The sequence below is a fragment of the Nocardia sp. NPDC056564 genome (assembly GCF_042793755.1).
In the GTDB taxonomy this organism is placed as follows: Bacteria; Actinomycetota; Actinomycetes; order Mycobacteriales; family Mycobacteriaceae; genus Nocardia.
The window spans coordinates 684,832-699,063 of sequence record NZ_JBHTUR010000003.1 but is presented as its reverse complement, the minus strand read 5'-3'; the positions used below and the strand labels follow the sequence as shown (position 1 = coordinate 699,063).

Below are 14,232 nucleotides of genomic sequence, written 5' to 3'. Positions count from 1 at the left end.
TGAGTGGATAACCAACCACCCCCGCGGACCGACCTGTTACCTTCCCCGGCGGGCGCTCGTCATAGGTGTGATGGCCGAACACGAGGTCGTCGCACCCACGAGTAACGGAGCACGGAATGCTGACCAACATCATGTACACGACGATCTACGTCACCGATCAGGACCGCGCGCTGGAGTTCTACACCGAGGGTCTCGGCCTGGAAAAGCGGATCGACTTCGCCGGGCCCGACGGGCGTTTCCTCACCGTCGGCGTCCCCGGCAGCTCGGTGGAGATCATCCTGTGGCTGCATGCGCCGGCCGCGGGGCAGCCGGCCGAGATCGGCCTGCGCGTCGCGCCCGGCCCGCTCATCCTCGAATCCGATGATCTGCGAAAGGATTTCGAGATCTTCCGCCAGCGCGGCGTCACCTTCCAGGGCGCCGAACCCGAAGAATATCCGTTCGGCATCCGCATCGAGGCGACGGACCCGGACGGCAACCGGATCTCGCTGCGTCAGCAGCGCGGGGCGTGACAACCCACCCATTCGACGTCCGCACCGAGGCGTTCGAAGCCCAGCGCGATCGGTTGCGCGCCGTCGCGTACCGCGTGCTGGGCTCGCACGTCGACGCCGAGGACGTGGTGCAAGAAGCCTGGATGCGCCTCGTCCGTCAGGACGCCGCGACCATCGACAACTTGGCGGGCTGGTTGACGACCGTGGTCGTCCGGCTCAGCCTTGACCTGCTGCGCGCGCGGGGAGCCCACCCCGAAACCCCCTACGGGCAAGAGTTTTCGGACCTCGTGGTGACGCCCGACGACGACCCCGCACCGGACGAACAGGTAGCGCTGGCCGACTCGGTCGGCCTCGCCCTGCTGATCGTGCTCGACTCGCTCACCCCCAGCGAGCGAGTCGCGTTCGTCTTGCACGACATGTTCGCCGTCCCGTTCCACGAGATCGGCCACATCCTCGGCAAATCCACCGATGCCGCCAAGATGATCGGCAGCCGCGCCCGTCGCAAGGTCCGAGCGACCGACCGGCAGGGGTATGCCGGTCGTCAGCACCGCGAGGTTGTCCGGGCCTTTCATCATGCTGCCCGGGGTGGCGACTTCGAAGCACTCTTACGCGTGCTGGATCCGAACGTGAAGTTGACCGTCGATACCCCCGACGGGATCGTTGTCACGCTCGGCGCCACCGAGGTCGCCGCCGGTGCCCGCATGTTCTCGGGTGAGGTGGGCCGTCATCGGCCCGTCCTGGTCAACGGCATCCCGGGGCACATGTCCTGGCACCCCGACGGAAAGCCCTTGTCGGTCATCGCTTTTACCGTCACCGCTAAACGGATCACCGCCATTCACATCGTCGTCGACCCGGTCAAACTCGCCGCGATCCACCTGCCCGACCCGGTCTGAGGTAGCGGCCGGATCGGTGACGGATCCGGCCGCTACCGGTCAGCGATGGATGTCGAGTTCGGCGAGCAGGTCTCGGACGTGGTGTTCGATTCGGTCGCGAATGGGGCGGATTGCCTCGAGACCCTTGCCCGCGGGATCGTCGAGTTTCCAATCGCGGTAGATGACGCCGGGAAAGTAGGGGCAACTGTCGCCGCAGCCCATAGTGATGACAAGGGTGGAGGTTTCGACCGTGTCGGGAGTGAGGATCTTCGGGGATTGGCCGGCGATGTCGATGCCGACCTCGGCCATGGCCTCGACGACGGCGGGGTTTACCGAGTCGGCGGGTGCGGTTCCGGCGGAGCGGATCTCGACCTGGTCGCCGGCGAGATGCGCCAGGAAGCCCTGGGCCATCTGGGAGCGTCCGGCGTTGTGGACGCAGACGAACAATACGCTCGGTCTGGATGTCATTGGGGGATAGTGCCTTTCACGCAGCAGTACTGGGGTGCGGGACGACCTCAGCGGCCGCGGGTGACGCGGGATAGCAGACGCTGATCGCGGCGAGGCCGAGCAGTGCGCCGAGCACCTGGGCGGTGATGAAGCCGGGTGCGGAGGCCGGCGCGATTCCAGCGAAGGTGTCGGTGAAGATTCGCCCGATCGTGACCGCGGGGTTGGCGAAGCTGGTGCTGCTGGTGAACCAGTAGGCCGCGCCGATCCAGGCCGCGACCGCGACCGGCGCCACGACGGCGCGACCGGTGCGGGCCAGGGCGACGATCACCGCGATCAACCCTGCGGTGGCGACGATTTCGCCGAGCAGGTGCCCGCCGGTGAGTCGGTGCTGCGTGGAAATCTGGACGGCGGTCTGGTCGAACATGGCGTTGGCCAGGACGGCTCCGGTGATCGCTCCGAGGATCTGCGCCGCGCAGTAGGCGACGAGATGCGGCGCGGTCAGGCCGGTGCGGGTGCGGCGTGCGAGGAGCCAATCCGCAAGCGAGACAACAGGGTTGAAGTGGGCGCCGGAGACCGGCCCGAAGATCAGGATCAGCACGGCCAAGCCGAAGACGGTGGCGGTCGAGTTCTCCAGCAGCTGCAATCCGGTGTCGTCGGGCGAAAGCTGCTGGGCGGCGATGCCGGAACCGACGACGACGGCGACCAGCAGGGCGCTGCCGAGGGTTTCGGCGGCCAGCCGTCGCGTCAGGGGCGGCGGGGTGGTGTTCATGCCGGGGTGGCGGCCAGCCCGCTCGGCGCCAAGGTGTCGGAAAGTCGTTGCAGTGCAGCGGGAACAACCCGGTAGTAGACCCAGGTGCCGCGCCGCTGCGAGGTCAGCAGGCCGGCCTCGCGCAGCACCTTCAAATGGTGAGAGATGGTCGGCTGCGAGAGCTCGAACGCCGGTGTCAGCTCGCAGACGCAGACTTCCTCCCCGCCCGCGGCCGCGATCAACGACAGCAGCCGCAACCGGACCGGGTCGCCCAGTGCCTTGAACGTGGTCGCAAGGTCGGCGGCGGTGGCCGGGTCCAATCGTTCGGAGACGGTGGTGCAGCACCCGGTCGTGGCGGCGAGCAGCGGAAGTTCTTGTTTCGACACTCATCAATATTGACAGATATCTATTCAACGCGCCAGACTTGCATCGACAGTCATCAATACAACCCGGTCAGTGAAGGACCGCACCTTCGATGCCGGGTGTTTTCGAGAGGGAGTGCTCTCATGTCCGAGCCGATCAACGAACTGCGCGAGACCGTGCGCGAACGCTATGCCGCCGCCGCGGTGGCCGTCGCGAGCGGCGGAACCGCGGAGGACTGCTGCGGCGGCAGCGATTGCGGCGCGACCGGGGCCATCGAGGTCGACGAGAACTTCGGTGCGAGCCTGTATGCGGCGGGCGACCGGGACGCGCTGCCGATTCAGGCCGTCGCCGCGTCGCTGGGCTGCGGGAACCCGACCGCGGTCGCGGATCTGCGCGAAGGGGAGACCGTGCTCGACCTCGGCTCCGGCGGCGGCATCGATGTGCTGCTGTCCGCGCGTCGGGTCGGGGCGAGCGGCAAAGCGTTCGGGGTCGACATGACCGATGAGATGCTCGAGCTCGCGCGGGCGAACGCGGCCAAGGCCGGGGTCGCCAACGTCGAGTTCGTCAAGGGGACGATCGAAGCGATCCCGTTGCCCGACAACACGATCGACGTGGTGATCTCCAACTGCGTGATCAACCTCTCGACCGACAAACCCGCCGTGTTCGCCGAGATGGCCCGGGTCCTCGCGCCGGGCGGGCGGATCGGAATCTCCGATGTCGTCGCCGAAGACACCCTCACCCCCGTGCAGCGCGCCGAACGCGGCGACTATGTCGGCTGCATCGCCGGAGCGCTGTCGTTCGCCGAGTACCGCGCCGGACTGGAAACGGCCGGGTTCACCGACATCGAGATCACCCCAACCCATTCCGTCGCCGACGGCATGCACTCCGCGATCGTGAAAGCCGTCAAACCCGCCGCCCTGTCGGCCGAGCGGGCGGACTCGGCCTGCTGCGGTCCGAGCTGCTGCTCCTAGAACCGTTGCGGCGCCGGGTATTCCGCGACCCGGCGCCGCGCAGTCCGCGCCGCCTCAGCGCCGTCAGTGGGCGGGGAGGATCTATGTGGTGTGCTGCTGATCGTGCTCAGGTGGGGGCAGGGCGCACGCGGGTGTACCCCCGGGCAGGCGATGCCGGTTCTCGGCGACCAGGCGGTAGAGCCCGGCCGCAAGCCAGCTGACCGGCGGGACCAGCATCAGCGCGCCCACCGCCCGCCACGGCCGAGTGGCACGCCGCAGGAGCAGCGCAAAGGCGCGCGCCCCTGCGGCCCGGCTCCCGGCGCCATCGATCCACTGGACCGCTTGCTCGGCCTGGTCTTCGGTCAGTCCCAGGGCGGCCAGGTCGAGTCGTTGCCGCGGCGCGAAATCGACGTCCGGTCTTATCCGGGTACGGATGAAATCGACGCTGGAGGTGCAGAACGCACAGTCGCCATCGAATATCACCAAGGGCCGCGTGGTCACCGCCCACGTTTCCGATGCCATCTTCGAGCTCCCTCCGTGGGGATCTTCACCTTCGAGCCTAGATTCTGGAGGCGCCCTGCGCACGGCACTGAGCGTGAACTCACGCGCCGTATTTCTTGATGTTCTTGCGCCGCAGCAGAGTTCGTCTCGGAGATGTGTTAAGAAGGTCAGCTCTTCACCGCCTGGCTGCGACTTCATGACACCGGGCCATTCGGTGGCGGTCCCGCGCGGACCAGGTTCGGGGCCACGAGGACGTGTCGGTACACGTTCTCGAAATACGCGCCGCAACGGCTTCGCGTCAGTCGCGACGGACCATTCCGGCGACCGGGATGAGCAGCAGGATGGTCGCCGCGGCGAGTAGCGAGAAGGCCAGGCGGAAGTCGCCGGTGCCGTCGCGCAGCACGCCGACGAGGATCGGCGCCGCCGCCGCTGCGGCGTATCCGAGAAAGAACGCCATCGCGCTGTACTGGCCGGCTTCGGTGACGGTGCGGCTCATCGACACCGGGACCGTCAGCACCAAGGTGAACAGCCCGCCGTGGCCGATGCCGAGGGCGATGATCCACAGCCAGGTGGCCGTGCCGGGGCCGAGCGCCAGTCCGGCGAATCCGAGGGCGGTCAGCGTGACGGTGAGGGCGAGGCCCAGCCGCTGGTCGCGGCGTTCGCCGAGCAGGGCAGGCACCGCGAGCATGGCGAGGACCTGGATCGAGATCAGCGCGGTGAGCAGCAGGCCCGCGGTGGAGTCCGGGTAGCCGCTGTCGTGCAGAAGCGGTGCGACCCAAGCCAATTCGCAATAGTAGAGCGCGGAGTTTCCGGCAGCCAGCAGTGTGATCAGCCATGCGGTCCCGCTGCGCCATGGCAGGCCGTTGGTCGCGGGACCCTGTGGTCCGGACACGGTATCCAGGGCCAGCGCCGAGCGCGCGGCCGTCCACAGGATGGCTCCGGCGAAGGCGAGTACGCTCCATGACGCCAGCGCGCCGGGCCAGGAATTCAGCGCGTCCGCGAGCGGCGCGCTGACACCCGCGGCGACCGCGCCGCCCAATCCCAGACCGGCGGTGTAGATTCCGGTGACCAGACCCGCGCGGTCGGCGAAGCGGGACTTCACCACGGCCGGAAGTAGGGTCTGCGCGATCGCGATGCCCGCTCCGACCACGGCCGCGCAGCTGAGTTGGAGCCCGGCCGTCTCGCCGAAACCCCTTGCGGCGGTGGCGATGCCGACCACCCCCAGGCCGATCAGCACGCCGTGTTGCAAGCCCCAGCGCCGTCCGGCCGCGGCGGCCAGCGGTGCGCACAGCCCCATCGCGAGCGTGGGGACCGTGGTGAGTAGGGCGATCCCGGTCGCGGACAGGTCGAGATCGGTACGGATCCGGTCGGCGAGCGGGGAGACCGCGGCGATGGCGGGACGCAGATTGGCCGCCGCGACGAACAGCGCCAGCGCCGCGAGTGTCAGTGCCGCACGGTCTTTCGCGGGGTGGGCGGGATCCCGAAGAGTAGTCATGACGAACCTTAATCTCGGACAATTAATGTCCAAGTTATAGCACAATCCCGGACATCAGATATCCGAGATATGCTGTCGGCATGAAGATGTCCACTGGGGTCGAATGGGCCATGCACTGCTGCGTTTCGCTCGGACAGGCCACCGAGCCGGTCCCGGCCGCGCGGCTGGCGGAATTGCACGGCGTGCCGACGGCCTACCTGGCCAAACACCTTCAGGCGCTCTCCCGCGCGAGCATCGTGCGCTCGGTGCCGGGCCCCGCCGGGGGCTATGTGCTCACTCGACCGGCGGCGAGCATCACCATGGCGCAGGTGGTGGAGGCGGTGGACGGTGCCGAATCGGCCTTCCGCTGCACCGAGATTCGGCGGAACGGCCCGCTAGGTCTGCCGGCAAAGAGCTGCCGCACGCGCTGCGCGGTGCACCGGGCCATGGACGCCGCCGACGCCGCGTGGCGAACGGCGCTCGCGGGCGTCACTATCGCGGATCTTGCCGCGAGCATCGACGCCGACAGTTCCGGGACCGCCCTGAGCGAGGTCCGCGAGTGGTTGACCGGCGGCACTCGCTAGCCGCTTAGCGCTCGACCTCCGCGCGGTTCGTTGCTCGCGGACGGGATTGGTGTTCGATCGAAGCACGAGGCGAAGCACAGGCGCAGGTCCGAAGTGCGGTGGATGCGGAGGATCCGGAGAACCGGGCGAGGTAGCCGGCTGGGGTCAGCCGCAGCACGAGGTCGTCACCTGCGAAGGCGACGTCGGCTGAAGTAACCGTCGCGCGCACCTGATTGCCCGACAGGCACGGCGAGAAGGCGCTGTCATCGTCTGAACGGGCACACAAACAGCCTGAGATGATCTCGGGCCGTTGGTCTTCGAAATGGGGCGGGTGGCCGCACAGATCAGCGCACAACGCGGCAGGGGCGTACGTTTCGAGGGAGATCTTCGACGGGCCGGTTTCAGGGCTGGTGTCGGGAACTTTGCCGAATGACTTCCTGCCATTGGTTGATCTGGTGCTCCATGTAGTGAGCGAAGGTTTGCCAACGCTCGATTCCGCCTGAACTGAAGGCGAAGACCGGCCCGGGTGCGGCATCGGCGCGGGGGGAGCCGACGATAGCGGCCGTGTAGAAGACATCCTGGGTTGCCTCGATGGGAATGAGATGCTCAGTCGGGGGATGTGGTTGATCCCATGCCTTTTCGCCGCCGTCCGCCAAAAAGATATGTAGCCCTTCGAAGATCGTCGACCACGTGGCCTGTGATCCGTCGAAGATGACTTTGTCGGTGACCATTTCCTGGGTGCCGAGCAGAGACTGGTAGCCATCCCAGCGAGGCCAGCCGTCGGCACGGCTGAGGAACTGCCGATATTGAGGATCGAGATGGAGCCCTAGTCGCTGCTCGGCTGCGGCCAGCGCGCTCTCGTCGGCACCTGGGTAGGGAACAGTCGCTTGCACGTATTCGGACTCTTGTCGCGCGAATCGACTGACCTCGGCCATCTGGGCCAGGGCATGCGTCCAGTCGAGATCGAGTGAGGACATAGCTTCTCCCTGCTCTGGAGAGTCTGATTGGCGATGATCACGGAGCACGCGTCGCGAGCGTATCGCCGCGTGGGCTGTGGGCATCGGGCACGACACGCGAAATTCGGCACGAGCGGCTATGACGGCGGTCCCGAGATGTCCCGGGGCCGTTGATCTTCGGCCAGGTCTCGCAGCCGCCGCCGACCGAATCGGGCGCTCCGGGCTGCCGGTCCAGCAGGTTGCCAGCGATCCTAAGGCCATCTACCCGGACCAGCAGATCACATCCAACATTGTGGTCGCTCCGCCGATCCAGCCCTCACAAGGCCGGGTCGTGTGGGAGCCCGATACTCCGGGCTCCCAGACCGGAACATTGAGGGGCACACTGCACACTGGCGTCGACGCCGGCACCTCTCTCGGCCCCGGGCAGCTTCTGATATCCAAGAACGGCGAATACCTGGATATCCCGGTCACCAAGAACGGCAACGACTACGTCTGGGAAGTCCCCAACGTCAAATCAGGCGACGAGATACAAATTTGGCAGGAAGTCTACTTCCGCTCACTCAAGAGTCCGCGCGACCAGCTGACTGTCACGTTCAAAGGTGCGTTCCATCCCCAGCAGTACCCGCCGCCTGACGCGATCAAAATTACACCGGAAAACAAGAATAAAATATATAACGGCGACCCGAATCCGAATGTTGAACATGGTGGTCATGGATGGAACGCAACGAATCCGAAGCGGAACAAGGATCTCTTCCCGGAGAGCTGGACAGAGGACGATATCGCTAGAGCTGCGATCGGGGTCGCGAAGAACCCGAAGCCGTACCCGCGGCAACCGCAGAGGGACAGCGGAAACTACATCGTCAACGGGTACGCCCCAGGGCCCGGTGGCGGGCTCAACATTAACGTTGTGGTTGCCCCGAACGGGGAGATCGTGACAGCGTATCCAGACGGAGGCCAGCCCGGGGTTGGCCGCACGGGTCCTGACGGACGGCGGCGGTGAACTGCTTGTCGACAGAATCGGAAGGTGAAATGTGGACGAAGCCTACTATGCCCAGCAATTGAAAAATCACCATTGGTGGAGCGAGAGAATCGATAAACTGCTGGATGGCCTGCGGGCTAGATTGGAGGCACGCTCGGCGGCGCTCGGAGACTATGAAAGTCCATACGTCTTCTACGATGCGATGCGGGAACAGGCCGAAACCCCAATTCTCGTCGACTCTATCGCGGCGACGCTGTACCGTGGGCAGATACCGATTACCCCCGCTGAACGTGACCTTTTCCGGGAGCTAATGTACAAGATCGAAGATCCTGATCCGATGTTTCGGTATCTACATGATCGCGACCGTGTCATGACAGAACTCAACGTCGTCGACGAGCTCCCCCCGCTACCCGATTCTGCGGAAGGGCACCCGGCGCTCGAAGTCAGTATCGATCTGCATCGCCAGCCCGAACAGTGAGCCCGCATGTCAGTTCGAAACTATCTCAAGGCATGTAGATCGGCGGGGCGCGCGCGTTGGAAAGCTTTGTCAGCCAATAGCTTTAGCCTGCGGACCAACGCGCGATACGCGGCATGAGCGCGTACTCGAGTGTGCTATTCCAACTCCATCGGGCGGTGGGGTTCAGGTTGAGGCGATGCTCGTCAAACGCGTCTGAGCAGCGGGACGAGGGGATGGTGAAGTATGGGTGAACACCCTGAAGGCGTGGGAACTCGTGCGCGCCATCGGACGGTGTCAGGGTATAGGGTCCGCAGCTCGTCTCTGCTGGAACCTGAAAGGGCCCAGTGCTGCGGAAAATGACGTGGTTTGGGGGATTCGATCAAGAGCTTGCTTGTCTCGACGGCCTCGGCCAAGACTGGACGGCACTGTGTTCCCTGCATCCGCGGAGCAGCGAGCTGGCTCCTGCATCGGTGAAAACCGACGTCGCGAACCGCGCAATAGGCGGCAAAACAGAATACTTTCGTTGACCGCAGTCAGTTCTTCGGGCGGGGTGGGTTGTGAACACACCGGGACGACCGGCCGCGGGCACCCGATCCCGCTGGACATACGACAATAACGGCATCTGACGTCAAACTTCCCGACCTCAGGAGGCTCGATGAGTGTGCACACAACCCTGTCGCCTGAGGAAGCCGCCGACCGGTTGGCGATTCGCGAACTGTTCGATGCCTACGCCCACTGCGCCGACCGGCGGGACGCGAGGGGGCAAGTAGCACTGTTCACCGACGATGCTCGGTTTCTTGTCTACATGGATGCCCGGTCCGAGCAACCCACCCAGGACTTGCGCGGGCACGATCAGATCCGGCCGGTCTTCGACAACCTGCGTACCTACCAGACCACTACCCACTTCAACGGGCAATGCACCATCGACCTGGACGGCAACCGGGCCAGCGGCGAGTCCTATTGCCTGGCACACCATTTGTACGACGTTGACGGGCAACGCACCCTCATGGTGGCTTCACTACGTTATCTCGACCAGTACGCCAAACAAGCCGACGGAACCTGGCTGTTCGCCGAACGGCGCTTGCTGGTCGACTGGACCGAAACCAGACCCTCCAACCCGTAAACCGTCCCGAGCCACCGCGCAAACGCAACATAGTCGGCAGAGGAGTGCGTCGGAAAGCCTTGCCAGCCAACCAAAGCCGAGCGGCTGACCAACGCTCGCGCACGGCAGGACGGGGTGTTCGAGTTCGGCTTACCGATCCGGCCATGCCGTTATCGGAAGTCGGTGACGTGCTCGGTGATGAAGGTGCGTGGCGGCGTAGGTGATCAGGTCGGTCCGGTGAGCAGGTAGGTGCGGCCCGCGTGCTGCTCGGGCGCTGCGGCGATCACCGCGGCGGTGGCGCCGACGTCGCGGGCCTCGACCATTGCCGCCGCCCGCCACCCGTGACGGGTCTCGGGCCAGCGCCCGGGTGGGGTGGTGGGGGCGGCGAGCAGCCGGGCGGATTCGGATTCAAGGAGGGGGAGTTGATACCGCAGCGACGGTTCCGCAACCGCGGTGCCCGGCAGTCCGCGCCAGCGGGCCCGACAGGCGAGCCGAACCGGCGGTCCCTTCGGGCCGAGGTTCAGCACGGTTCGGGCTGGGGGTCCTGGTGCAGGGTCAGTACCAGGTGATCCAGCCGCGAGCGCGTCGACGCTTCGGCGGCCGGAAGCGCGACCAATCCCTCGACCAGCCGCTGGGCGACCACGCGCAGTTTGAGGTTGGTGTCTTGGGAACGCCAGCGCAGCACCCGGAAGGCTTGCTCGGCGTTGATCCCGTAGACCACCATCAACGCGCCTTTGGCCTGCTCGATCACCGCCCGCGCGGCCAACAGTTCAGGCAGCACATCCTCGAGCGCGACCTCGGGACGCCCATCGGGGTCGGTCCCGTCGGTGGCGATGCCGGTGAGATTCTCGACTGGGTGGTCGGTGAGATCGACGTAGAAGCCGGTGGTCCCGATGACCGTGCCGGCCTCGTCATGCAGAGGGTCCGAGACCACGATCACCTGATGCACCGCTCCGGCGGTGTCGATGATGCGGTGACTGCTGGAAAACGGTGTGTCCTCATGTACCGAGGTCACCAGGGCGGATTCGACCCGGTCGCGATCCTCGGGGTGCTTGTGCGCCAGCAGCAGCGCGGTACTCGGTTCGACCTCACCGGGGCGGTGGCCGTGCATCCGCGCGACCTCATCGGACCATTCCCAGCGCTGATCGGCGAACCAGAACCGGAACCTGCCCACACTCAACGGAGTACCCGCACCCACCACCCGCTCCACCCCGCCCAAACCCGATTCGGACCCACCATCCCCAACACTCATACGCCCAGTCAACGCCCCCACCTGCCACCACACCAGATGCCACAAGTCACCAGCAGCAACCTCGAGCGGTAAGCGATGCCCTCCTCGAGGGGCGAACCTGAAATACTCATGTTCGACGATGCCGGGTAAAACGATCCCTGCCCTACCGCGTCTTCGACTTCTCCGTCAACTCGGCGATCGTCGGGATCGTTACTTCCTGCCCCCCGAACGCCGTTGCCGCCGCCCAGCTGGCCTTCATCTCCGCTTCCGCGGCCTCGTCGGCCCGCCCCTCGTCGGTAGGCGCTGCCTCCGCCTGATAAGCGACGCGGGCCGCGGTGTTCGCGGCCTTGGCAGCGTCACGGGCGGCGCGGCGGATGGCCGAGGCGGCGCCAGCGGCGGCGTCGGCTGCGTCACGGGCTGCGTCAGCGGCGCTGGTGGCATCGCGGGCGGCGTCAGCAGCGGCGGCAGCGGCTGCGGCGGCAGCGCCGGTGCTGTCGGCGGGCTCGGCGGGAGCGTCGTCGTCGGGGGCATTGTCGTCGGGGGTGGCGGCCATAGCGGCCTCGAGTGCGGCCTTGGCGGCGCTGGCAGCGTCGGCGGCGCGTGCGGCGGCGCTATAGGCGCGCAGGCAGGCTTGGATCACAAACGGTTTCTCGGCGGCCTTGTCGACCTTGCTTGCCGTACATTCCTGTTCCCCGGGGGCCAGTTGCACGGACGCGACCGCCGAGGCGCCAGTCCCCGCACACACCACCGCGCCAGCCGCCGCCAGCACCGTGAACACCCCACGCACGCGATTCCCCATACCCGAACCTCCCATGACTGTCGACCGAATCCGGAACGATCACACTCGCACCACGACAACGTATTCGTCGCCACCCCCACGCCCGGATCGATGCCGTCCCCGCATTTCTCTGGATGCGCTCTTCTCGGCCTGTGCGCGCGTTGGGATGCGCTGTCGGCGAGTGAGATTGGACGACCTACACGAAATCTCTTACGTCGAAGAGCGGATGGTAAAGCGGCTTGCGGTCACGACCCCTCGGCCTCAGCGACGATGACATCGCCAGGCTCGAAATCTGATTTCCTGAGCTCGCGGAAGACCAGCCCGATCGGCACAGGCCGATCCGGTTGCCGGTCGGCTTTGCTCACGGACTCTATGGCCCAGCAGGTATCCGACGGCCCTGGTCGGCCGTCGGCTCGCACTAGCCGCAGCCGATCACCCACGGATGTGACGCCGGACTCGACATATCCAACGACTGCGGTTCCGCGACCTGTCACGGGGAAAACCGCCTCGATGAGAAACCGAAACTGCTCGGCGTGCGGGATTTCGATGACCATGGCAGGAATCATGCATGCCCGCTGAAGGAGTGTCGATCACGCCGCCCGATACGCGATACCGAGGCCAAGATTGATTTCCGCACTCCATTTAACCAGTGGTAGACGGCTATTCCAGCCACTCGGTGATGAAGTGAGGGCTCACATGGATATGAATGGCCTCGTATCCGCCTGGGCCGGTGCGGAATTTGTGTGGAGTGCCCGCCGGGGCGACCAGCACTTGGCCGGCGCGGGCGATCAGGTGTTCGTCGCCCAGCGTGAAGGTCGCGCTGCCGCGGCGGATGATGAATGTCTCCGCGTACGGGTGCCGGTGGAGCCGGGGGCCGACGCCTTCTTCGGAGGTCGATTCGATGATGATCGATATTCCGGGGTCGCCGGGTAGATGCTGATAGTCCTGGGTCCAGGCGTTGCCGTCGTCGCGTCCGTCCGCTCGGTCGATTATCAGGCGGCTGGGGTCTGTCGCAGTCATGGATTTGCCTCCCGGGGTGGTCCACCCGGCGATTACGACGGTGGCCTCGGCCAATCATGGTAGTGGTGTCGATTGCGCTGCGGCCATCTTCGCGGCCAAGCCACAACCCGGACCCGCCCAACAGGCTAACCCCACACCCGCTTCACCGGCCTGACGTAAACGATGAAAGTGCGTGTGCGAGATCAGCCGAACGCCACGCAGCGGCATGGGCTGTTCGATCCGCGATACAAACAGGACTGGGGGTCGAGTCGGTGCGCGGTAGTGTCGGCGTACATGGTGTTGGGAGTGGTGTTGGTGACCGGCTCCTCCGGTGTTGTCGGTGCTGCTGCCGCCCGTGAAATGCACACTGCGGGTTGGCGAGTGCGGGGGTGGGACCGGCAGCCGGGGCGGTGGACAACCTATTGCGGTGATCTGCGTGATGAGGGACTACGAACACGTGCCGTCGCCGGTGTGGATGTCGTGATGCACGTAGCGGCCTGGCATGCACCGCATGTCGGTTCGGTTCCCGATCGTGAATTCCGTGCGGTCAATATCGATGCCACCGCGCAGTTGCTCCAGTCGGCGGCTGAATGTGGGGTCAGGAGGGTCGTTTACACCAGTTCCACCTCTGTGTACGGGCATGCGCTGGTGCCCGATGATCGTGCGGTCTGGGTCGACGAGTCGCTGCCGGCCGAGCCCCGCGATATCTACGACGAAACCAAATTCGCGGCGGAGACTCTCGTCCAGGCCGACCACCCGTTCTCGGCGATCGTGTTGCGTATTGCCCGCTGCTTCCCGGAGTCGCCGGCGGTGGCGGCCGCGCATCGGCTCTACCGCGGGGTCGACGTCCGCGATGTTGCCCGTGCCCACCGACTGGCCGCCGAACACCCTGACGTGACAGGCGTGTTCAACATTGCTGGTCCAATGGTGTTCCGCCCCAACGACACACCGCAGTTGCTGATCGACGCCACGGCACTGTTGACCGCCCGGGCGCCGGAGATAGTGGCGCTGTTCCGGAGGCACGATTGGCCGCTTCCGACACGGATCGACCGGGTATACGACTCCGGCAAGGCTGAGCGTGGGCTCGGCTATCGCCCCCTTCACGATGTCGTGGCGCTGGCAGCGACACCGACGATGTAATCAGTCGCGCGCTTCGGTTGGCAATGTGCGCGGACATAATCGTCTGCGGCTCAGTGCGCTACGCCGGCACTGCCGCTCGGCTCAACGCGGCATCCGGTCATGGCACCGCGGCCGGACGGGATGTCGAGCGCCGGGCGGCGGTAGTTGTTGTCGCCCAGGGGGTTTCACCGACGCGCTGAAACTG

General features: G+C 65.9%; 19 protein-coding genes. 8 read left to right on the top strand and 11 right to left on the bottom strand.

Annotation, left to right across the window (positions count from 1 at the left end; all coding sequences use genetic code 11):
- Nucleotides 1–116: 116 nt before the first annotated feature.
- Together ACFQ9K_RS11055 and ACFQ9K_RS11050 are read left to right on the top strand one after the other, a co-directional pair.
- Entirely contained in the window at nt 117–509 is a 393-nt protein-coding gene (locus ACFQ9K_RS11055) for a VOC family protein (RefSeq protein ID WP_378724552.1), read from the top strand.
- Nucleotides 506–1,381 carry a sigma-70 family RNA polymerase sigma factor gene (locus tag ACFQ9K_RS11050; RefSeq protein ID WP_378983103.1) on the top strand — a complete coding sequence of 292 codons (876 nt, stop codon included), beginning with the start codon at nt 506–508 and terminating at the stop codon, nt 1,379–1,381. Before ACFQ9K_RS11055 ends, ACFQ9K_RS11050 begins: the two co-directional genes overlap by 4 nt.
- Before the next feature lie 39 nt (nt 1,382–1,420).
- Here the strand turns inward: ACFQ9K_RS11050 and ACFQ9K_RS11045 are convergent, their stop codons facing one another.
- Genes ACFQ9K_RS11045 through ACFQ9K_RS11035 form a run of 3 tightly spaced genes read right to left on the bottom strand, consistent with a single transcriptional unit; the run spans nt 1,421 to nt 2,941 of the window.
- Nucleotides 1,421–1,828 (bottom strand): arsenate reductase ArsC, encoded by a 408-nt coding sequence (locus ACFQ9K_RS11045; RefSeq protein WP_378723127.1) that lies wholly within the window; start codon nt 1,826–1,828, stop codon nt 1,421–1,423.
- A gap of 16 nt (nt 1,829–1,844) precedes the next feature.
- Nucleotides 1,845–2,576: an aquaporin gene (locus tag ACFQ9K_RS11040; protein WP_378723128.1), complete on the bottom strand. Its 732-nt coding sequence runs from the start codon at nt 2,574–2,576 to the stop codon at nt 1,845–1,847.
- Nucleotides 2,573–2,941, bottom strand: coding sequence for an ArsR/SmtB family transcription factor (locus tag ACFQ9K_RS11035; RefSeq protein WP_378723129.1), 369 nt, complete (start codon nt 2,939–2,941; stop codon nt 2,573–2,575). Before ACFQ9K_RS11035 ends, ACFQ9K_RS11040 begins: the two co-directional genes overlap by 4 nt.
- Nucleotides 2,942–3,061: 120 nt before the next feature.
- Between ACFQ9K_RS11035 and arsM the strand changes: the two genes are divergently transcribed.
- Nucleotides 3,062–3,889 (top strand): arsenite methyltransferase, encoded by an 828-nt coding sequence (gene arsM / locus ACFQ9K_RS11030; RefSeq protein ID WP_378723131.1) that lies wholly within the window; start codon nt 3,062–3,064, stop codon nt 3,887–3,889.
- Between the two features lie 81 nt (nt 3,890–3,970).
- Here arsM and ACFQ9K_RS11025 read toward each other — a convergent pair whose 3' ends face one another.
- Both ACFQ9K_RS11025 and ACFQ9K_RS11020 read right to left on the bottom strand, forming a co-directional pair.
- Nucleotides 3,971–4,390, bottom strand: coding sequence for a thiol-disulfide oxidoreductase DCC family protein (locus tag ACFQ9K_RS11025; protein WP_378723133.1), 420 nt, complete (start codon nt 4,388–4,390; stop codon nt 3,971–3,973).
- 277 nt (nt 4,391–4,667) lie between these two features.
- A complete protein-coding gene (locus ACFQ9K_RS11020; protein ID WP_378723134.1) occupies nt 4,668–5,864 on the bottom strand; it encodes a CynX/NimT family MFS transporter in 1,197 nt (398 codons plus the stop codon).
- Nucleotides 5,865–5,944: 80 nt separating this feature from the next.
- Here ACFQ9K_RS11020 and ACFQ9K_RS11015 point away from each other — a divergent pair, with 80 nt between their 5' ends.
- Nucleotides 5,945–6,427, top strand: coding sequence for an RrF2 family transcriptional regulator (locus tag ACFQ9K_RS11015; RefSeq protein ID WP_378723135.1), 483 nt, complete (start codon nt 5,945–5,947; stop codon nt 6,425–6,427).
- Nucleotides 6,428–6,807: 380 nt separating this feature from the next.
- Here ACFQ9K_RS11015 and ACFQ9K_RS11010 read toward each other — a convergent pair whose 3' ends face one another.
- On the bottom strand, nt 6,808–7,383 hold the full coding sequence (locus ACFQ9K_RS11010) for an SMI1/KNR4 family protein (RefSeq protein ID WP_378723136.1): 576 nt from the start codon (nt 7,381–7,383) through the stop codon (nt 6,808–6,810).
- A gap of 118 nt (nt 7,384–7,501) precedes the next feature.
- Here ACFQ9K_RS11010 and ACFQ9K_RS11005 point away from each other — a divergent pair, with 118 nt between their 5' ends.
- The 3 genes from ACFQ9K_RS11005 (at nt 7,502) to ACFQ9K_RS10995 (ending at nt 9,921) form a co-directional block, all read left to right on the top strand.
- Nucleotides 7,502–8,362, top strand: coding sequence for an EndoU domain-containing protein (locus tag ACFQ9K_RS11005; RefSeq protein WP_378723138.1), 861 nt, complete (start codon nt 7,502–7,504; stop codon nt 8,360–8,362).
- A gap of 31 nt (nt 8,363–8,393) precedes the next feature.
- Nucleotides 8,394–8,819, top strand: a complete 426-nt coding sequence (locus tag ACFQ9K_RS11000; RefSeq protein WP_378723139.1) for a hypothetical protein — start codon at nt 8,394–8,396, stop codon at nt 8,817–8,819.
- A gap of 634 nt (nt 8,820–9,453) precedes the next feature.
- Entirely contained in the window at nt 9,454–9,921 is a 468-nt protein-coding gene (locus ACFQ9K_RS10995; RefSeq protein WP_378723140.1) for a nuclear transport factor 2 family protein, read from the top strand.
- Nucleotides 9,922–10,124: 203 nt separating this feature from the next.
- Here the strand turns inward: ACFQ9K_RS10995 and ACFQ9K_RS10990 are convergent, their stop codons facing one another.
- The 5 genes from ACFQ9K_RS10990 to ACFQ9K_RS10970 form a co-directional block, all read right to left on the bottom strand.
- Complete coding sequence (locus ACFQ9K_RS10990; RefSeq protein ID WP_378723141.1) at nt 10,125–10,427, bottom strand: hypothetical protein; 303 nt, start codon at nt 10,425–10,427, stop codon at nt 10,125–10,127.
- Nucleotides 10,421–11,152, bottom strand: coding sequence for a PAS and ANTAR domain-containing protein (locus ACFQ9K_RS10985; protein ID WP_378723142.1), 732 nt, complete (start codon nt 11,150–11,152; stop codon nt 10,421–10,423). The genes ACFQ9K_RS10990 and ACFQ9K_RS10985 overlap by 7 nt, the downstream gene beginning before the upstream one ends.
- 142 nt (nt 11,153–11,294) lie before the next feature.
- Entirely contained in the window at nt 11,295–11,930 is a 636-nt protein-coding gene (locus ACFQ9K_RS10980) for a hypothetical protein (RefSeq protein ID WP_378723143.1), read from the bottom strand.
- A 224-nt stretch (nt 11,931–12,154) separates the two neighbouring features.
- The gene (locus ACFQ9K_RS10975; RefSeq protein WP_378723145.1) at nt 12,155–12,463 is read right to left on the bottom strand and encodes a hypothetical protein; all 309 of its coding nucleotides are present in this window, start codon (nt 12,461–12,463) and stop codon (nt 12,155–12,157) included.
- A gap of 106 nt (nt 12,464–12,569) precedes the next feature.
- On the bottom strand, nt 12,570–12,983 hold the full coding sequence (locus tag ACFQ9K_RS10970; RefSeq protein ID WP_378723146.1) for a cupin domain-containing protein: 414 nt from the start codon (nt 12,981–12,983) through the stop codon (nt 12,570–12,572).
- Nucleotides 12,984–13,214: 231 nt separating this feature from the next.
- Here ACFQ9K_RS10970 and ACFQ9K_RS10965 point away from each other — a divergent pair, with 231 nt between their 5' ends.
- On the top strand, nt 13,215–14,048 hold the full coding sequence (locus ACFQ9K_RS10965; protein ID WP_378723147.1) for an NAD-dependent epimerase/dehydratase family protein: 834 nt from the start codon (nt 13,215–13,217) through the stop codon (nt 14,046–14,048).
- Nucleotides 14,049–14,232 lie beyond the last annotated feature (184 nt).